At 32.1% G+C, this 19,450-nt stretch carries 14 protein-coding genes; 7 read left to right on the forward strand and 7 right to left on the reverse strand.

Going from position 1 to position 19,450, the window contains the following annotated elements:
- The first annotated feature begins 11 nt into the window (after nucleotides 1–11).
- Complete coding sequence (locus tag H518_RS0115825; protein WP_028889970.1) at nucleotides 12–5,672, forward strand: endonuclease; 5,661 nt, start codon at nucleotides 12–14, stop codon at nucleotides 5,670–5,672.
- A gap of 53 nt (nucleotides 5,673–5,725) precedes the next feature.
- Here H518_RS0115825 and H518_RS0115830 read toward each other — a convergent pair whose 3' ends face one another.
- Genes H518_RS0115830 through H518_RS0115840 form a run of 3 tightly spaced genes read right to left on the reverse strand, consistent with a single transcriptional unit; the run spans nucleotide 5,726 to nucleotide 8,260 of the window.
- On the reverse strand, nucleotides 5,726–6,070 hold the full coding sequence (locus tag H518_RS0115830; protein WP_028889971.1) for a hypothetical protein: 345 nt from the start codon (nucleotides 6,068–6,070) through the stop codon (nucleotides 5,726–5,728).
- Nucleotides 6,071–6,125: 55 nt separating this feature from the next.
- Nucleotides 6,126–7,814: a single-stranded-DNA-specific exonuclease RecJ gene (recJ, locus tag H518_RS0115835; RefSeq protein WP_028889972.1), complete on the reverse strand. Its 1,689-nt coding sequence runs from the start codon at nucleotides 7,812–7,814 to the stop codon at nucleotides 6,126–6,128.
- Nucleotides 7,815–7,834: 20 nt separating this feature from the next.
- Nucleotides 7,835–8,260 carry an OsmC family protein gene (locus tag H518_RS0115840; protein ID WP_028889973.1) on the reverse strand — a complete coding sequence of 142 codons (426 nt, stop codon included), beginning with the start codon at nucleotides 8,258–8,260 and terminating at the stop codon, nucleotides 7,835–7,837.
- A 112-nt stretch (nucleotides 8,261–8,372) separates the two neighbouring features.
- On the opposite strand from H518_RS0115840, the gene H518_RS0115845 reads away from it, so the two are divergent.
- Nucleotides 8,373–8,963, forward strand: a complete 591-nt coding sequence (locus H518_RS0115845; RefSeq protein ID WP_028889974.1) for a carboxymuconolactone decarboxylase family protein — start codon at nucleotides 8,373–8,375, stop codon at nucleotides 8,961–8,963.
- A 67-nt stretch (nucleotides 8,964–9,030) separates the two neighbouring features.
- Here the strand turns inward: H518_RS0115845 and mscL are convergent, their stop codons facing one another.
- Genes mscL through H518_RS0115860 form a run of 3 tightly spaced genes read right to left on the reverse strand, consistent with a single transcriptional unit; the run spans nucleotide 9,031 to nucleotide 11,189 of the window.
- Complete coding sequence (mscL, locus tag H518_RS0115850) at nucleotides 9,031–9,432, reverse strand: large-conductance mechanosensitive channel protein MscL (RefSeq protein ID WP_197474527.1); 402 nt, start codon at nucleotides 9,430–9,432, stop codon at nucleotides 9,031–9,033.
- 52 nt (nucleotides 9,433–9,484) lie between these two features.
- On the reverse strand, nucleotides 9,485–10,585 hold the full coding sequence (alr, locus tag H518_RS0115855; RefSeq protein WP_028889976.1) for an alanine racemase: 1,101 nt from the start codon (nucleotides 10,583–10,585) through the stop codon (nucleotides 9,485–9,487).
- On the reverse strand, nucleotides 10,578–11,189 hold the full coding sequence (locus H518_RS0115860; protein WP_028889977.1) for a thymidine kinase: 612 nt from the start codon (nucleotides 11,187–11,189) through the stop codon (nucleotides 10,578–10,580). Before H518_RS0115860 ends, alr begins: the two co-directional genes overlap by 8 nt.
- A 102-nt stretch (nucleotides 11,190–11,291) precedes the next feature.
- On the opposite strand from H518_RS0115860, the gene H518_RS0115865 reads away from it, so the two are divergent.
- Both H518_RS0115865 and H518_RS0115870 read left to right on the forward strand, forming a co-directional pair.
- On the forward strand, nucleotides 11,292–12,155 hold the full coding sequence (locus H518_RS0115865) for a hypothetical protein (protein ID WP_028889978.1): 864 nt from the start codon (nucleotides 11,292–11,294) through the stop codon (nucleotides 12,153–12,155).
- Nucleotides 12,156–13,148, forward strand: a complete 993-nt coding sequence (locus H518_RS0115870) for a glycosyltransferase family 4 protein (RefSeq protein WP_028889979.1) — start codon at nucleotides 12,156–12,158, stop codon at nucleotides 13,146–13,148.
- 127 nt (nucleotides 13,149–13,275) lie between these two features.
- Here the strand turns inward: H518_RS0115870 and H518_RS0115875 are convergent, their stop codons facing one another.
- Nucleotides 13,276–14,103, reverse strand: coding sequence for a universal stress protein (locus H518_RS0115875; RefSeq protein WP_028889980.1), 828 nt, complete (start codon nucleotides 14,101–14,103; stop codon nucleotides 13,276–13,278).
- Nucleotides 14,104–14,269: 166 nt separating this feature from the next.
- On the opposite strand from H518_RS0115875, the gene rimP reads away from it, so the two are divergent.
- The 3 genes from rimP to infB all read left to right on the forward strand — a co-directional run bounded on the left by rimP (nucleotide 14,270) and on the right by infB (nucleotide 18,999).
- Nucleotides 14,270–14,731: a ribosome assembly cofactor RimP gene (rimP, locus tag H518_RS0115880; RefSeq protein ID WP_028889981.1), complete on the forward strand. Its 462-nt coding sequence runs from the start codon at nucleotides 14,270–14,272 to the stop codon at nucleotides 14,729–14,731.
- A gap of 12 nt (nucleotides 14,732–14,743) precedes the next feature.
- On the forward strand, nucleotides 14,744–16,000 hold the full coding sequence (nusA, locus tag H518_RS0115885; RefSeq protein ID WP_028889982.1) for a transcription termination factor NusA: 1,257 nt from the start codon (nucleotides 14,744–14,746) through the stop codon (nucleotides 15,998–16,000).
- Nucleotides 16,001–16,131: 131 nt separating this feature from the next.
- The gene (gene infB / locus H518_RS0115890; RefSeq protein ID WP_028889983.1) at nucleotides 16,132–18,999 is read left to right on the forward strand and encodes a translation initiation factor IF-2; all 2,868 of its coding nucleotides are present in this window, start codon (nucleotides 16,132–16,134) and stop codon (nucleotides 18,997–18,999) included.
- The last annotated feature ends 451 nt before the right edge of the window (nucleotides 19,000–19,450 follow it).

Here is a 19,450-nt window from a genome sequence, read left to right on the forward strand (position 1 = left end):
TTAATTTTACAATGGATTATCATTATTTAAAAAAACAACTACTTTTTATTGTTTTTTTCTCATTTGCGTTAGTAAACGTATCAGCTCAGGTTCCGACTTATTATAATGGAACAAATATTACAAACACGGGGCAACAATTAAAAACAAATTTAGCTTTACTCATTCAGCAAGGAACAACAGGGTCATACACTCCTGGTGTATGGAATGTATTAAAACAAACAGATTTAGATCCAAATAACGCAAATAATGTGTTATTAATTTATGGATATAACGACACTGATGGAGATTCTAAAACTGATAGAACAAGAAGTAAAAACAACAACGGAGGTAACTCTGGAACAGATTGGAACAGAGAACATACGTATCCAAAATCTTTAGGGAGTCCTAATTTAGGAACTTCAGGACCGGGATCAGATATTCATCACTTAAGATCTTCAGATGTTAGTATGAATTCAAACAGAGGAAGCAGACCTTTTATAGATGTAGTTGGCGGAGGTAACGCTAGAGCATTTAATAATGGATGGTATCCTGGAGATGAATGGAAAGGAGATGTTGCACGTATGATGATGTATATGTATTTGCGTTATGAAAATCGATGTAAATTAACAAAAGTAGGTACTGGGGCAACTACTTTTAATGCCGAAATTCCAGATATTTTCTTAGAGTGGAATGTGCAAGATCCTGTTTCTCAATATGAAATTAATAGAAATGTGATTGTTGAGGGAATTCAAGGAAATAGAAATCCTTTTATAGATAATCCTGCTTTTGCTACTGCTATTTGGGGAGGGCCTCAAGCAGAAGATAGATTTAACAACACAAATCCAGACAATGAAGCTCCTTCTGTACCAACTAATTTGGTTGCCTCAGTAGTTGATAGTACGAGCATAACACTTTCTTGGGATGCTTCGACAGATAATATAGGAGTAATAGCGTATCAAATATTTCAGGATGGAATTCAAATTGCAGCAGTTGCCACTACAAATTATAATGTTAGTGGATTAGCAGCAAATACTACCTATAGTTTTAGTGTAAAAGCTATTGATGCTTCTAGTAATACCTCATTAAGTAGTAATACTGTTACAGCAACAACTTTACCAGGTGTTATAACACCACCTAATACAGGAGATTATATAGTTTTTCAAGGTTTCGAAGCAAATGATTCGTGGGGTTACACAGCTTCACCAGTAACATGTAACGATAATGGAAATGATGTTTGGGATGTGGTAACTAGTGTAGGATCTATAACTACTCCAAAAACAGCTACAAGTTTTTTTGGAGTTAGAGATTTAGATGGAAATTGTGGAACATCAACAGGAGGTTCTCTTTCTTTTGATGCAATAGATGTTTCTAATTTCGAAGATGTACAATTATCATTTTCTGTAAATGTAGTAGGTTATGATGTTGCTAATGGAGATACGATTGGATATCAAGTTGTGTTAGATGGGCAAATGCAGGCTGAAGAAATGATTACTGTAGGAAGTTCGTACACAACAACAGGTTGGGAAACGATTAATGTAGCGATACCAAATACGGTAACTTCTGTAAGTTTTGTTGTTAATGTGAAACAAAATGGAGGTAGTGATTATGCTGGTTTTGATGATGTAAGTTTATCAGGTACTGCAATTTCGACAACTCCTACTATTATAATAAATGAATTAGATGCAGATACTTCAGGTGCAGATACACAAGAGTTTGTAGAGTTATATGATGGAGGACAAGGAAATACTTCGTTAGACGGATTGGTATTGGTTTTTTATAACGGATCAAATAATTTAAGTTATAGAACAATTGATTTATCAGGTCAAACAACCAATGCAACAGGTTACTTTGTGATAGGTAATCAAGATGTACCAAATGTAAATTTAGTAATACCAAACAATGGTTTACAAAATGGAGCAGATGCTGTGGCATTATATTCAGGAACTTTAGCTGATTTTCCTAACGGAAGTTTAGTAACAATAGATAATTTAATTGATGCTGTTGTTTATGATACAAACGATGGTGATGATGCAGAATTACTGATTTTATTAAATTCAGGAGAACCACAATTGAATGAAGATGAATTAGGAGAAAAAGATACACATTCATTACAACGTGGTCCAAATGGAGTAGGAGGAGCAAGAAACACAAGTTCATATACACAATCGTTACCAACGCCAGGAGCAGAAAATGGAGTAGTAATTGTTGTGCCTCCACCAGTTGATACAGGAGATTTTATTGCTTTTCAAGGTTTTGAAGGTGATGATTCATGGAATTATACAGTTTCACCAGTAGTTTGTAACGATGGAGGAAATGATGTTTGGGATGTAGTAGCAAGTGTAGGATCTATAAGTACAGCTAAAACGAATGCTAACTTTTTTGGAGTTAGAGATTTAGATGGGAATTGTGGAACATCAGCAGGTGGATCTCTTTCTTTTGAAACTATAGATGTTACTGGTTTTGAAAATGTACAATTGTCATTTTCGTTAAATGTGGTAGGGTACGATGTTGCTAATGGAGATACTATTGGTTATCAAATAGTTTTTGATGGACAAACTCAAAGTGAAGAAATTATTACGGTCGGTAGTCCATTTTCAACAACAGGTTGGGAGGCTATTAATATAGCAGTTCCGGATACAGTAAACACTGTTGGCTTTGTTGTTAATGTAAAACAAAATGGAGGAAGTGATTATGCAGGTTTCGATGATGTAAGTTTATCAGGTACTGCTATTTCAAGTACCTCTACTGTATTAATTAATGAATTAGATGCTGATACTTCGGGAACAGATACACAAGAATTCGTAGAGTTATTTGATGGAGGAATAGGAAATACTTCGTTAGATGGATTGGTGTTAGTTTTTTATAATGGGTCAAATAATTCAAGCTATAGAACAATTGATTTATCAGGTCAAACAACCAATGCGACAGGATATTTTGTAATTGGGAATCAAGATGTACCAAATGTAAATTTAGTAGTACCAAACAATGCATTACAAAACGGAGCAGATGCTGTGGCATTATATCAAGGAAGCGTTACTGATTTCCCTAATAGTACTTCGGTAACAACAACGAATTTAGTAGATGCTGTTGTTTATGGAACAAATGATGCTGATGATGCAGAATTATTAATTTTACTAAATACAGGAGAGCCTCAATTAAATGAAGATGCACAAGGAACTAAAAATATTCATTCATTACAACGTTCACCAAACGGATTAGGAGGAGCAAGAAATACAAGCTCATTTACACAGTTATTACCAACTCCTGGAGCCAAAAATGCAGATGTAGTTACTGCGCCTACTTCACCAAGTACAATAGCAGAAGCTAGAAATAAAGTAGATGGTGAAAAAGTATTTATAACAGGAGTTTTAACAGTTGCAGATGAGTTTAGAGGATCTGCTTATATTCAAGATACTACTGGAGCAATTGCTATTTTTGATGAACAAGTTTATGGTGAGAATATTTTTAAAATAGGAGATTCAATCACGGTAAAAGGAACTAGAAGTTCATTTAAAGATCAAATTCAAATAAGTCAAGTAACAGAGGTTATTAACAATGGAGTGCCAAATAACCCAATAGAAGCTAAGGTTGTTACATTAAATGAACTGGTTAATTATCCAAGTCAATTAGTTAAGGTTTTAAACCCAACTTTTCCAAAAGCAGGAGATATTTTATTCGGTAATTCAAATTACAATTTAACTGATGCAAGTGGTAGTGGGCAAGTACGTATAGATTTAGATGTAACGGATATTGTTGGTTTAGGTCAACCAGAAACTTGTAATGAAATTGTAGGGGTAGTAAGTAGATTTTTAAATTTCTACTCATTATTACCAAGACAAGGAAGCGACATGTCTTGTGCTACTACTTATGTACCACCAACTTTTCCAGTGAATGATATTCCTAAAGAAAATACATTAGATGTTGTTACTTGGAATATAGAATGGTTTGGAGATGAAGAAAATTCACCTGCGGCAGGGAACCCAAACTCAGATCAAATTCAAAAAGAAAGCGTAAAAGCAGCGTTAAATAAATTAGATGCAGATGTAATTGCGGTTCAAGAAATCGTAGATGTACAATTGTTTGATGAATTATTAAAGGAATTACCAGCATATGATTATGTACTTTCTGATGCTATTTCTCGACCTAATTCAACAGATGGTATAAGCCAAAAAGTAGGTTTTATTTATAGAAAGGCTACAGTAAATGTTAAGAAAACTGAAGCGTTACTAAGATCTATTCACCCTTTGTATAATGGAGGAGATGATGCTGTTTTAGCTGATTTTCCTAATAGCGATAAAACAAGATTTTATGCAAGTGGAAGACTACCTTTCTTAATGACTGCTGATGTTACTATTAATGGTGAAACAGAAGAGTATAGTTTTGTAGCATTACACGCGAGAGCGAATAATAGTGGAGATGCGCAGAACAGATATAACATGCGTAAATATGATGTTGAGGTTTTAAAAGATTCTTTAGATACTAGATTTTCAAATGCAAACTTAATATTGTTAGGAGATTATAATGATGATGTAGATGAAACAGTAGTGGCTGATCTAGTTACAGATGCTACTTCTACATACGATGTTTATATAAAAGATACAGTAAACTATTCTATTGTTACAGAATCTTTAACAAATAACGGATTTAGATCTTTTGTATTTAGAGAAAATATGATAGACCATATTGCGATTTCTAATGAATTGGATGATAATTATTTGACAAATTCTGAAAGAGTACATTATGAGTTTTATAATAATACGTATTCTCGTACAACATCTGATCATTTCCCAGTATCTATTCGCTTGCAATTAAAAGAGCTTGCGTTAAATATTGCAGTTGCTAATGTGAATTGTAATGGAGCTAATGATGGTTCAGCTATAGTTTCTGCAGTTAATGGAGTGTTACCTTATACATATGTATGGAGTAGTGGATCTGAAACAACAACAGCAACAGGTTTAGCCGCAGGTGATTATACAGTAACGGTAACGGATGCAGTAGGTGCATCAATAACTCAAGATTTTATTATTGAAGAGCCAGTAGAGATGGAAGTTTCTGTGTCTGAAGATGCAACGGTTTATAAAGGTTACAGAAAACAAGCTTGTACTAGTTTAGAAGTACTTTCAATATCAGGTGGTGCAGCTCCTTATTCTTATGAGTGGGATAATGGAGAAACAACAGAGCGTATTAATGTGTGTCCAAAAGAAAACACAATTTATAGTGTTACAATTACAGATGCAAATGGTTGTAGTATTTCTAAGGAAATTACAGTAGAAGTAATAAATGTTTCATGTGGTAATTACTTTGGTTTTAAGAAGGTTAAAATATGTTTTAGAGGAAGAGTAAAATGTATTCCAGAATTTTTAGTAAAACATTTCTTAAGAAAAGGAGCAGTGTTAGGTTCTTGCGATGGGGGAGCTGTAAATACGCCAGCTATTACTAGAATGAGATTATATCCTAATCCTTTATATAGAAATGCTTTAACAATAAGTGTTGATGCTAACGATGATTCAATTGTAGAAATTTCAATATATAGTATATATGGAGGGCGTAAAGTGTTTTCTACTAACGAAAGTGTTGTTAAAGGTAACAATACCTTTAAATATAATTTAAATAATCTAAGAAGAGGTATTTATTATGTTAAGACATTTATTAATGGAAAACGACAACGTGTAAAAGTTCTTGTTAAACATTAAGCGACTATATATTATTGAAGTTTAAAAAAACGCTCTGGAAACAGGGCGTTTTTTTAATTTCTACATAAATCATCTAAATAGCTATTCATTCGAATTTGAAATAAAGTACCTTTAAGTAAATCATCTATTTGACCAAGTTCAATTTTAGAAACAGCCATGCTTACTTTTTCTGATGGAGTTTGTAATAATATAGATTTGCAATTATCACCTTTTATACAAGTAGCACAATTTTTTTGATTCTTAGAATCCAATACTTTTTCAGAAAATTCTTCTATTTCATTTATAGTTAAATGAAAACCAGTATCACGAAATATTAATTGAATTAAATGGGTGTTAGCATCTCTCCAGTGAAAGGAAATACCAATTTGATTGTCGTATATTTTAATTATATTTTCCATAATATGTTTTTTACGGAAACAAATATATAATTTATTTAGACTAATTCTAAATAAATTATTTTAAATCTTTTAGAAGTAACTGAATGGAAGTGTTTCCGTTCCATGTATTTTCATCTAGTGCATATACAATATCAAAATCATTTTGAACAGCAGATAGCTTGTTGCCTAAATTAAATCCAATAGCATTATAAGTTCGCTTATCCGACCCGTAAATAATATTTAGTTTTAAATGTGTTTTATCTGCACCAACTTGTTTTCCATAACCATTATCTCTTACAGAAGTGGTTGAAAAAGCAGGTTTCATATTCTGAGGCCCAAAAGGAGCCATTTGTTGTAGAATTCTATAAAACTTTGGCGAAATTTCAGATAAATCTAACTCAGCATCAATGTTAATTTCTGGAATTAATAACTCCTTGTTTATAGTGGAAGCAACAACTTCTTCAAATTTATTTTTAAAACCCTCATATTGCTCTGGTAATAATGTTAAGCCAGCTGCATATTTATGACCACCAAATTGCTCAATAAAATCAGCACATTGTTCTAGGGCATTATACACATCAAAACCTTTTACTGAACGAGCAGAAGCTGCGAGTTTATCGCCACTTTTGGTAAAAACGAGTGTAGGTCTGTAATACGTTTCAATTAATCTAGAAGCTACAATTCCGATAACTCCTTTATGCCAACTCTCATCAAAAACAACTGAGGTGAATTTTTCAGTTTCCTCATTATTTTCAATTTGAAGTAAAGCCTCTTGTGTAATTTTTTTATCGAGTTCTTTTCTGTCAGAGTTAAATTTTTCTATAGAAGAAGCAAACTCAATAGCCGAATCAAAATCCATTTCAGTTAATAACTCAACAGCATAATTACCATGTTTCATTCTACCGGCGGCGTTTATCCGCGGAGCGATAATAAAAACAACATCAGTAATTGTTAGTACTTTTTTATCTAGTTGATGAATTATTGCTTTAATTCCATTTCTGGGTTGCGAGTTAATTATTTGCAATCCCCAATAAGCTAAAGTTCTGTTTTCGCCTGTCATTGGTACAATATCTGCAGCAATTGCAGTGGCAACTAAATCTAAATAACCAACTAAATCATCTATAGTCTGATTTCTTTTAGATGCTAGTGCCTGAATTAATTTAAAACCAACACCACAACCACATAATTCATCGTACGGATAATTACAATCTACCTGTTTCGGATTTAAAACGGCTACAGCTTTCGGGATTTCAGCACCAGGTTTGTGGTGATCACAAATAATAAAATCAATATTTTTTTCTGAAGCATAAGCAACCTTATCAATTGCCTTTATACCACAATCTAAAGCAATAATTAAAGAGAAATTATTGTCATGAGCAAAATCAATTCCCATATACGAAACACCATAACCTTCGGCGTATCTATCGGGAATATATGTTGCTATGCTATTCGGATGAATTGTTTTTAAATAAGATGACATTAAAGAAACGGCGGTTGTTCCGTCAACATCATAATCACCAAAAACTAAAATATTTTCGTTGTTGGTAATTGCATTTTCAATTCGCTGAACAGCAATATCCATATCCTTCATTAAAAACGGATCATGTAGGTCTTCTAAAGACGGACGAAAAAACTGCTTTGCTTTATCAAAACTATCTATATTACGTTGTACAAGAATTTTAGCCAATGTTTTTTCAATACCTAGCTCTTTTGCTAATTGATTTACTTTTATAGAATCGGGTTCTTGCTTTAAAGTCCAACGCATGTAATTAATTTCTGTGTTTTTTATTTATTGTGAAAATGATTGGTTGTTTTTACTTCAGCAAATTTTCTAAACATTTCCATAACACCACAATATTTATCTACTGATAATTGTACCGCCTTGTTAATTTTATCTTCATTTAAAGCTGTTCCATAAAAATGATAATCAACAAATACTTTGTCGTAATATTTAGGGTGTTCTTCTGTTAATTCACCTGTAATTACCACTTTAAAATCATCAATAGAAACGCGCATTTTATCTAATAAAGGAATAACATCTACACCTGAACAACCTGCTAAGGCAGATAACATCATAGCTTTCGGTCTTAAACCATTACCATTTCCTCCATTTTCTTCACCTACATCTATAAATGTTTTGTGACCGCTTGGGTTATCAGTTTCGAATTGCATGTTTTCTTTCCAAACGGTTGTAACTGTATGTGATGCCATAATTTAATTATTTTTTTGTTTCTTGCGTAAGCGAATTTAATAAAGAGTCAACATAATTTGTTGAAACTTTACACAAACTTACTGTAAAAATTTATTAATAAAAATAGAATATATGCCATTAGTAACACCATTATCAGCAGAGCATGATAAAGAAACCAAAGAATTAGCAGAATTTTTTAATGAAACACTTGGGTTTTGCCCAAATTCTGTTTTAACAATGCAGCGTCGTCCTGCCATTTCAAAAGCTTTTATAAATTTAAACAAAGCAGTGATGGCAAATGAAGGAAAGGTAACTTCAGCTTTAAAAAGAATGATTGCTTGGGTTTCGAGTAATGCTACTGGTTGTAGATATTGTCAAGCACATGCTATTAGAGCGGCTGAACGTTACGGAGCAGAGCAAGAGCAGTTAGATAATATTTGGGAGTACAAAACACATGCTGCCTTTTCGGATGCTGAGCGTGCTGCATTAGATTTTTCATTAGCTGCTTCTATGGTACCAAACATGGTTGATGATAAAATAAAGACTGAATTATATAAATATTGGGATGAAGGAGAGATTGTAGAAATGTTAGGAGTAATTTCTTTATTCGGATATTTAAATAGATGGAATGATTCTATGGGAACTTCTATTGAAGATGGCGCAGTTGAGAGTGGAGATCAGTATTTAGGAAAACATGGTTGGGAAAAAGGAAAGCATGTTTAAAATATTATAAAGAATAAAAAAGGCGATAAATTAATTTATCGCCTTTTTTTGTATAATTATTAAAGATTTATTTTTTTAATAAATCTCTAATTTCAGTTAAAAGATCTTCTTGACTAGGTCCTTTTGGAGCTTCAGGAGCAGGTTCTTCTTTTTTCTTTAAAGCATTAACACCTTTTACAACCATAAACATTACAAAGGCAACGATAATAAAATCGATAATGTTAGTTAAAAACTCACCATATAAAATAGCAACTTCACCTGTTATTTTTCCAGCTTCATCAGCTATCCCTTGTTTTGCTATGTATTTTAAATCTTTAAAGTTTGCGTTAAATAACAAACCTATTAAAGGTGATATAATTCCACCCGTAAAAGAAGTTACTACTTGTTTAAAAGCAGCTCCCATAACGAAACCTACAGCAATGTCGACTAAATTGCCTTTCATTGCAAACTCTTTAAATTCTTTAAGCATTCCCATGATTTTTGTTTTTAATAGTTAATTGAGTTGAAAATATATAAAAAAATTAGCGTTTTACCAATCTTTTTACGCGTTGTGATATTGCTGTAAGTATTTCATACGGAATTGTTTCGCACTTATGAGCAATGTATTCTATGTGTTGTTGGTGGTTAAAAACAATAACTTCATCTCCTTCTTTACAGTCAATTTTTGTAACATCAACCATAATCATATCCATACAAACATTACCAATAATAGGAACAGCTTGTTTATTTATAACTACAAAACCTTGTTCGTTTCCTAGTTTTCGAGATATTCCATCGGCATGACCAATAGGAATGGTAGCGCTACGAGTAACCTTATTTGCAACAAATTCTCTGTTGTATCCAACTGTTTCACCAGGTTGAATTATATGTATTTGTGAAATAATAGATTTTAAGGTATGTGTGTTTTTTAATTGAGCTGTTTCTTCTGGATTATTTCCAAAACCATATAAGCCAATACCTATACGAACCATATCAAACTGAGCTTGCGGATAATTTATAACACCAGAAGTGTTTAAAATATGAAGCATTGGTTCGTAGCCTAAATATTCATAAAATTGTTTTACGATATAAGCAAAATTATTTATTTGCCCAATTGTAAATTCTTGTTCATTAGTGTCTTCACTGGCAGCTAAATGAGAAAAAATAGATTCAACTTTTATGTTATTAGATTTTTTAACAGCTGTAATAATGTTAGGAACATCGGTATGCCAAAAACCTAATCTGTTTAAACCTGTATTAAATTTAATATGAACTGGGTAATTCATTAAAGGTTTTTCATCAGCTAACTGAATAAAAGCATCAAAAATTTTAAAATTATAGAGATTCGGTTCTAACCTGTGTTTTACAATTTCTTTTAAGTTTTGAATTTGAGGATGTAAAACTAAAATAGGAGTTTTAATACCTGCTTCGCGTAAAATTACGCCTTCATTAGAATAAGCTACCGCAAAATAATCAACTTTATCTTGAAGTAATTTAGCAATTTCTACTGATTCACTACCGTAACCAAAAGCTTTAACAACCGCTAGTATCTTAGTATTAGGGTTTAGCTTTTGCTTAAAGTAAGTAAGGTTGTGTTCTACTGCTTTTGCATCAATTTCTAAAATAGTGACATGATTATTCATCAGGTAAGTTTTCTTTTTGTTTGTTCTGTTCTTTCATTGCTTTATAATACGCAGCCCTACTTAAAGGCTCGTACTCTTGAGTTTCACCGAGTAAAACCAAATCTTCATTTAATGCTTTTCTATAGCTAAAATGTGCCAAGTTTCCAGTATGTGTACAAACAGCATGTACTTTTGTTACGTATTCAGCAGTCGCCATTAATGCTGGCATAGGACCAAAAGGATTTCCTTTAAAATCCATATCTAAACCTGCTACAATAACACGAACACCTCTGTTAGCTAGGTCATTACAAACAGCAACAATACCATCGTCAAAAAACTGTGCTTCATCAATACCTATAACATCAACGTTGTTGGCTAGTAGGCGAATGTTTGAAGAAGAGGGTACAGGTGTTGATCTAATTCTGTTTGCATTATGAGATACAACCTCTTCATCATCATAACGAGTATCTACTGCGGGTTTAAAAATTTCAACACGCTGTTTTGCAAATTGAGCGCGTTTAAGTCTACGAATTAACTCCTCGGTTTTACCCGAGAACATTGAGCCGCATATTACTTCGATCCAACCAAATTGTTCTGTGTGGTTTACTGTATTTTCAAGAAACATTTTGTAATTTTAAGCACTAGATTATTGATTTTTATATTACTTTCGAGTAAGCAACAAAATTATTAAAATTTAACAGAAAAAAATAAAATCAAACAACAACTTATGCACAAAAAACTAGCATCAGATTTAACCAGTTTAGCACACAGTATTTTAAAAATGAAAAAGAAAGATGATGTGTTTGAGTTAAAGCAAAAAGCCTATGAAGTTTATGAGAAACTTTCAGTTTTAGCATATGTAGAGGAGTATATTAATAATACGCCTAATCCTACGAAAACAAAAGCAGCATTATTAGCCGATGTTTTGTTGGCAGAAGAAAATAGAATTGTGAAAGACAAGGTTGAAGTGCCTTTGCCTGAAGAAAACAAAGTTGTTCATTATTTAAAAGAAGAAGAGTTTGTAGAAGAGGAACTTGTTAGTGAAAAGGTTATTGAGCCTGAGGAGATTGTTGAGGTTAAAGAAATTGTAGAGGTTGAGGAAACTGTAATTGTAGAAGATACTGATACTGTTGAAAAAGAGGTAGCTATAGAAGAGAAAGATGTTAATGAAATTTTAGAGCAGCCTTTTGATGAACTTGAAGATATATTATTTAAGGATACTAGCAATATAAAGAATGATGTAGAGGATGTAGGGGAGAGAAAAACACAGACCTTAGAAGAGGAATTACAGGATACAATTTCTGTAGATGTAATGGCAGATTTATTTAAAAAAGCTGATTCAAAATCATTAAATGATCGTTTACAAAATACGATACAAATAGGTTTAAATGATAGGATAGCTTTTGTTAAGCACTTGTTTGATAATAATCAGAATGATTTTAACAGAGTGATTTCTCAATTAAATACGTTAAAAACAGAAAAAGAGGCGAGAAGTTTTATTAATAAAATGGTAAAACCAGATTACGATTGGTCTGATAAGGAAGCATACGAAAATAGATTATTTGAAATTATAGAAAGAAGATTTGCTTAGATGGATACTGATCTAATAGTTATACATACTCATTTTCATAAAAGAAGAACAGGGGTTACAAGGAGTATTGAAAATGTGATTCCAGACTTAAAGAAATTATGTAACATATATATCTATGGTTACGGTATAGAAGGAAGTAAGTTAAAAAAACCAGCATTAAAAGAAATGCTCTTTTCAAACAAGAGAGTCGTAGTTCATTGTCATCGAAACAATGAAATTATGAAAATATTGTGGTATCGTTTCTTAGGTGCAAAATTTAAATTGGTGTCAACTAGGCATGCAGAGAGTGACCCTTCAGGTTTAACAAGGTTTTTGTTAAAGAAATCAGATGAGGTTATCACGTTAACAAAATCGATGCATGAGAAACTTGGTATTAAAAACACAAAAGTATCGCATGGAGTTAATACCAAAGTGTTTGCCCCATGTGAGAATATCAAGCTAAAAGAGATATCTCAAAAAAATATTATTCTTTGTGCAGGAAGAGTTCGAAAAGCAAAAGGGCAGAAGATTATGCTTGAGTCGTTATGCGAAGAGTTAAGTATGTATAAAGATTGGGCTATAGTTATTGTAGGTAAGGTAGATAAACCTGCCTTTTTAGATGAGCTAAAAGATGTAGTTCAGGAAAATGAAGTAGCAAGTCAAGTTTACTTTATTGATGAAACACCGAATATAATTTCTTATTATCAAGCAGCAAAAATTTCAATTGTCCCTTCTTTTACTGAAGGTTTTTCTTTAGTATGTGCAGAAGCAATGTCTTGCGGTAACACCGTAATTGCAACAAAAAATGTAGGTGTTCATTCTGAAATGATATCTCATGGGAAAAATGGATACTTATTTGAAGCAGGAAATGTCCAAGGCTTGAAAAGTTTGGTTGTAGAGTTGATTAAGGAAGAGTTGTCTAAATTTGAAATTGAAGCAAGAGAAGAAATTATTCAAAATTGGAGTGTTAAAAAAGAAGCGAATGAATTGTTGGCTGTTTATAGTGAAACGTAATAAGAAGAGTTTTTTGTTATTTTAAAGAAGCTTATTGTTCTGTTTTATAATTTCAAGTAGATAAAAAAAATGGGGGGACTTTTCATTTTTTGGATAAAACATATAATGTTGTTGTTTTATTTAGAGCTTAAACTTTAAAAGTAAGTACTGGTTTTAAAACGTTTTTTGATAAGTCTAAAGACACACTTCCGTTAAAAAAACGAGATAAACCACTTCTACCGTGAGTTGCTAATGAAACAATATCAATGTCATTGTCATTAGAGAAGTTTAAGATTCCATCTTGTACCGATTTATCATTGTATACTTTTATAGAATAGTTTGTTAAGTTGTATTTTTCAACAAAAGCGTTTATTTTGTTTTTCGAATCATTGGTGTTTTCAAATCTGTCAGGAGTGTTTATCTTTAAGAAATAAATTTTACTTTTAAATTTAGAAGCAAAATCTAAAAACCCTTCAAGAGCTTTTGCTTCGTCGTTTTCAAAAGTTGATGCAAAAACTAATTTTTTTAATTTAAAATCATCACTATCTCTTTTAGAAATAATTACTGGTATTTCAGAATTTCTAACAATCTTTTCGGTGTTAGAACCAATTAAAATTTCATCTAAAGCGGTTTGTCCCTTAGATCCCATTATAATTAGATCAGCACTAATTTTTTTAGAGTAATCTTTAATGCCTTCATAAGGGTTTTGAAAACGTATAGCATGGTGTACGTTGTCAACTTTAGAGAAATAAGTGCTCTTGTATTTAAGAAGTTGGTCTTTGATTTTTCTAATATATAGCATGCTCTCAGGTATGCTAATATTTGCGCCAGATGCCATGTCAGAAAATCCACTAGGTAATTCAACCATGTGAATTAGGTGTATTTCGCTGTCAGTTTTTCGCGCTATTTTAGAAGCAATCTTTGATGCGTACTCAGAATGCTTAGAGAAGTCAATAGGGAGTAATATTTTTTTCATAATATTAAGATTTAAAGGTTAATACTTGCTTCAAGTTACGATTTTTTTTCTGAATTAGAAAACCTAAAGACATTTGTGTGTTAATGAATAACTTACTATATTTGCAGCAAATTTATTAATCAGAATAGATGCAGGGGACGGAAGTCCCCTCTTTTTATACATTAGGATGAATCAAGAAACCGTAAAAGAATTATTAGAAGAAGCCCTGCAAGAGAACGAATCATTGTATTTAATTGATTTGCAGTTTTTGGCTAATAGCAAAATAAAAGTAATTGTTGATGGTGATCAAGGTGTTCCGTTAAATGAATGTATTCGTATTAGTAGAAAAATAGAGAATAATTTAGATAGAGAAGAAGAAGATTTTTCTTTAGAAGTAACAACACCAGATATTGCACATCCGCTTACGGTTAAGCGTCAGTATAAAAAGAATGTTAAAAGAATTCTAAAAGTTAAAACAGCAACTGAAGAATTTGAAGGTACATTAACCGAAGCAACAGATGCTAATATTACATTGTGTTGGAAAGCAAGAGAACCTAAACCAATAGGTAAAGGAAAGCATACGGTAGAAAAAACAATGGTTTTACCATATGAAGATATTAAGGAAGCAAAAGTGAAGATCATATTTTAATAAGAGAATGAAATGGAAAATATAGCGTTAATTGAGTCATTTTCAGAGTTTAAAGATAATAAAAGTATAGATAGAGTAACTCTAATGGCTATATTAGAAGAAGTATTTCGTGCAGCATTAAAACGTAGGTTTGGATCTGATGAAAACTTTGATATAATTATTAACCCAGATAAGGGAGATTTAGAGATTTGGAGAAACCGTATTGTAGTTGCAGATGGTTTTTCGGAAGATGATAATGAAGAAATAGAGCTTGCTGAAGCGAAAAGAATTGAGCCAGATTTTGAAATTGGTGAAGATGTATCAGAAGAAGTAAAATTAATAGATTTAGGTAGACGTGCAATTTTAGCATTACGCCAAAATTTAATTGCTAAAATTCATGAACATGATAGTTCAAACATATTTAAGCAGTTTAAAGAATTAGAAGGTAGTATTTATAGTGCAGAAGTACATCATATTCGTCATAATGCTGTAATTTTGTTAGATGATGAAGGAAATGAAATTGTTTTACCTAAAAGTGAGCAAATTCGTTCAGATTTTTTCAGAAAAGGAGATTCAGTTCGTGGAGTTATAAAATCAGTAGAATTAAGAGGTAATAAACCTGCTATTATTTTATCAAGAACATCACCAGCTTTCTTAGTGAAATTATTTGAGCAAGAAATTCCTGAAGTTTTTGATGGATTAATAACTATTGAAGGTGTTGCAAGAATACCAGGAGATAAAGCAAAAGTAGCGGTAGATTCTTATGATGATAGAATTGATCCTGTAGGAGCTTGTGTTGGTGTAAAAGGATCTCGTATTCACGGTATTGTTCGTGAATTAGGAAACGAAAACATTGATGTAATCAATTTTACAAAAAACGAACCGTTATTTGTAGCAAGAGCATTAAGTCCAGCAAAAGTTACTTCGGTAGATATTAAGCTTTATGATGAAGAAAAGAATGGGAAGAAAGGACGTGTAAGTGTTTTATTAAAGCCAGAAGAAGTGTCAAAAGCAATTGGACGTTCAGGAGTTAATATTAGGTTAGCAAGTGAATTAACAGGATATGAAATTGATGTTCAACGTGAAGGTCTTGAAGAAGAAGATGTTGAGTTAACAGAGTTTTCTGATGAAATCGAAGCTTGGGTAATTGCTGAATTCAAGAAAATAGGTTTAGAAACAGCAAAGAGTGTTCTTGAGAAAGACGTTTCAATGTTAGTACAAAGAACCGATTTAGAAGAAGAAACAATTTTAGATGTTCAACGAGTTTTAAGAGAAGAATTCGAAGACTAATAAAAGAATAAGGAAGTCAGTCTCCTGCAAAATTGATGATAATCAATACAAAATCTGATACACAAAGAAAAAAAACATAACTATACTAAAGTATAAAGTGTGTTTTTTGAATATAAAGTATAAAATAATTTATGGCTGAAGGCAACAAATTAAGACTCAATAAAGTATTAAGAGAATTAAACATTTCTTTAGATAGAGCTGTAGAACACTTGGCTAAAAACGGTCATGAAATAGAAGCTCGTCCTACTACTAAAATTTCTGATAAAGAATATCAAATATTATTTGATGGGTTTCAAACAGATAAATCTAAGAAGATAGCCTCTAAAGAAGTAAGCGAAGAAAAGCGTAAGGAGAAAGAGACTAATCGTCAACGTGTTGAAGAAGAGCAAGAAAAGAAGAGGGTAGAAGACGAAGCTAAGAAGCAAGAAGTTTTAAAAGCTAAAGCTAAAAAGTTAGCCTTTAAAACTGTAGGTAAAATTGATGTGAAAACTGGTAAAGCAGTTGAAGAGAAAAAAGAGCCTGCTAAAGAACCTATAAAAGAAGAGGTTAAAGTGGTCGTAGAAGCACCTAAAAAAGAAGAACCTGTTCAAGAAACCAAGAAGGTTGAAGTACCAACTGAAAAGGTTGTAAAGAAAGAAGAGGTTAAGAAAGAACCGATAAAAGTTGAAAAACCTACAATAGTGAAAACTGAAGAGCCTAAAAAGGTTGTTGTAGTAAAAGAAACTAAAAAGGTTGTGGAGACAAAAGTTGAGGAAGTAAAAGCTGAAAAACCAGTTGAAATTACTCCAGAGAATGCTGAAAAATTAAAAACTCAGTATAAAAAACTTGATGGTCCTAAAATTACAGGTCAAAAAATTGATTTAAAGCAATTTGAAAGACCTAAGAAGAAAAAACCTGATTCTAAAACTGACGCTGATAAAAAGAAGCGTAAAAGAATTAGTAAACCAGGAACAGCTAAACCAGGATCTACTGCAAGACCACCAGCAAGAGGTGGAGCAAGAGGCGGAGGAAATAGAGGTGGTGGTGTAGGCCGTCCAAGCGGTGGTAGAGGTAGACCAGGCCAAAGATCAGCAACACCGGTTAAAAAAGAGGAGCCAACAGAAGCAGAAGTACAAAAACAAGTACGTGAAACTTTAGAAAGACTTCAAGGTAAATCTAAAAGAGGTAAAGGAGCAAAATATCGTAGAAATAAAAGAGATGCCCATAGAGAGCATACCGATGCAGAATTAGAAGCACAAGCATTAGATAACAAAGTCTTAAAAGTAACAGAGTTTGTTACTGTAAGTGAAGTTGCTACAATGATGGATGTTCCTGTAACAAATATTATTTCTTCATGTATGATGTTAGGAATGATGGTAACAATGAATCAGCGTTTAGATGCTGAAACATTAGTTATTGTTGCAGAAGAATTTAATCATAAAGTTGAATTCGTTGGTGCAGAGGTTGAAGAATCTATTGAAGAAGTAGTTGATAAACCAGAAGATTTAATAACACGTGCACCAATTATTACGGTAATGGGTCACGTAGATCATGGTAAAACATCTTTATTAGATTACATTAGAAAAGCAAATGTAATTGAAGGAGAAAGCGGAGGAATTACACAACATATTGGTGCATATTCTGTAAACGTTGGAGATCAACAAATAGCATTTTTAGATACACCAGGTCACGAAGCCTTTACAGCAATGCGTGCACGTGGAGCTCAAGTAACAGATTTAGTAATTATTGTAGCTGCAGCAGATGATGATGTAATGCCACAAACAAAAGAAGCTATTTCTCATGCTCAGGCAGCAGGAGTACCAATTATTTTTGCAATAAATAAGATTGATAAACCAAATGCAAATCCAGATAATGTAAAAACGCAATTATCTCAGATGAATTTGTTAATTGAAGAATGGGGTGGAAACATTCAATCTCAAGATATCTCAGCAAAAATAGGAACAGGAGTACCAGAATTATTAGAAAAAGTTTTATTAGAAGCTGAAATTTTAGAATTAAAAGCAAATCCTAATAAAAAAGCTACTGGTGCAGTTGTTGAAGCATCGTTAGATAAAGGTAGAGGATATGTATCTACAATCTTGGTTCAAGCAGGAACTTTAAAAATTGGAGATTACTTGTTAGCAGGTAAGCACAGTGGTAAGGTAAGAGCAATGTTTGATGATCAAGGAAAAAATTTAAAAGAAGCTGGGCCATCAACACCAGTATCAATCTTAGGATTAGATGGAGCGCCACAAGCAGGTGATAAGTTTAATGTATTTGAAGATGAGCGTGAAGCGAAACAAATTGCAGCAAAACGTTCTCAATTACAACGTGAACAATCTGTAAGAACTCAAAAAACATTAACATTAGCAGAAATTGGACGTCGTATTGCGTTAGGAGATTTCAAAGAATTAAACATTATCTTAAAAGGAGATGTAGATGGTTCTGTAGAAGCCTTAACAGATTCATTCCAGAAATTATCTACTGAAGAAATTCAAGTAAATATTTTACATAAAGGAGTTGGAGCAATTACAGAATCTGATGTATTATTAGCAACTGCTTCAGATGCTATTATTGTAGGATTTAATGTGCGTCCGCAAGGAAATGCAAGAGTTATTGCAGATAGAGAAGAAGTAGATATTAGAACTTATTCAATCATCTATGACGCTATTAATGATCTTAAAGATGCAATGGAAGGAATGTTATCTCCAGACATGAAAGAAGAAATTCTTGGTAATGTTGAAATTAGAGAAGTTTATAAAATCTCTAAAGTTGGTAACATTGCAGGATGTATGGTAATGAGTGGTAAGATTACAAGAGATTCAAAAATCCGTATTATTAGAGATGGAATCGTTGTTCACGATGGTTTATTAACTTCATTAAAACGTTTCAAAGACGATGTTAAAGAAGTAACTAAAGGATACGATTGTGGTCTTCAAATTAAAGGATACAATGATATTGTAGAAAGAGATGTAATTGAAGCTTATACTGAAGTAGCAGTTAAGAAAAAGCTTAAATAACATAAGAATTATATAATCTATAAAAGACACCTTAAAGGTGTCTTTTTTTTTATGAATTTATTACTGTTTAAAACTTCTTATTCTTATTGAATATTTTTGTTAAAAATAACAAGAATACTAGTGTAATTTATTCATTATAAAACGATGATTTTACTGTTGTTTAAGATAGTAGAAGAATAACATTTATCGAAATTCTTGCTGCATTTATAGAAAAAGCAATGATTTTTATAACTGATCTACCTATTGTCAATTGATATTCATTGTTAGATGAGTAATCCGCTTCGTAGAGGCAATTATCCTATCTTTTCCATATATAGCTGTATTACACGTGATGTTTTTTACATTATTAATATTATTTATATTAATGAGTTCATCAGCATCTTGTTTTATTTCAGTTTGTACTATGCTTTCCATAAAACTTATTATCATCAACATCATTAAAATGATAAAC

The sequence above is a fragment of the Tenacibaculum ovolyticum DSM 18103 genome (assembly GCF_000430545.1).
Classification (GTDB): domain Bacteria; phylum Bacteroidota; class Bacteroidia; order Flavobacteriales; family Flavobacteriaceae; genus Polaribacter; species Polaribacter ovolyticus.

Coding starts and splice junctions, on each gene's coding strand:
- H518_RS0115825 (WP_028889970.1), top strand. CDS start 12: ATGGATTATCATTATTTAAAAAAACAACTACTTTTTATTGTTTTTTTC.
- H518_RS0115830 (WP_028889971.1), bottom strand. CDS start 6,070: ATGGAAAATATAATTAAAATATACGACAATCAAATTGGTATTTCCTTT.
- recJ (WP_028889972.1), bottom strand. CDS start 7,814: ATGCGTTGGACTTTAAAGCAAGAACCCGATTCTATAAAAGTAAATCAA.
- H518_RS0115840 (WP_028889973.1), bottom strand. CDS start 8,260: ATGGCATCACATACAGTTACAACCGTTTGGAAAGAAAACATGCAATTC.
- H518_RS0115845 (WP_028889974.1), top strand. CDS start 8,373: ATGCCATTAGTAACACCATTATCAGCAGAGCATGATAAAGAAACCAAA.
- mscL (WP_197474527.1), bottom strand. CDS start 9,432: ATGCTTAAAGAATTTAAAGAGTTTGCAATGAAAGGCAATTTAGTCGAC.
- alr (WP_028889976.1), bottom strand. CDS start 10,585: ATGAATAATCATGTCACTATTTTAGAAATTGATGCAAAAGCAGTAGAA.
- H518_RS0115860 (WP_028889977.1), bottom strand. CDS start 11,189: ATGTTTCTTGAAAATACAGTAAACCACACAGAACAATTTGGTTGGATC.
- H518_RS0115865 (WP_028889978.1), top strand. CDS start 11,292: ATGCACAAAAAACTAGCATCAGATTTAACCAGTTTAGCACACAGTATT.
- H518_RS0115870 (WP_028889979.1), top strand. CDS start 12,156: ATGGATACTGATCTAATAGTTATACATACTCATTTTCATAAAAGAAGA.
- H518_RS0115875 (WP_028889980.1), bottom strand. CDS start 14,103: ATGAAAAAAATATTACTCCCTATTGACTTCTCTAAGCATTCTGAGTAC.
- rimP (WP_028889981.1), top strand. CDS start 14,270: ATGAATCAAGAAACCGTAAAAGAATTATTAGAAGAAGCCCTGCAAGAG.
- nusA (WP_028889982.1), top strand. CDS start 14,744: ATGGAAAATATAGCGTTAATTGAGTCATTTTCAGAGTTTAAAGATAAT.
- infB (WP_028889983.1), top strand. CDS start 16,132: ATGGCTGAAGGCAACAAATTAAGACTCAATAAAGTATTAAGAGAATTA.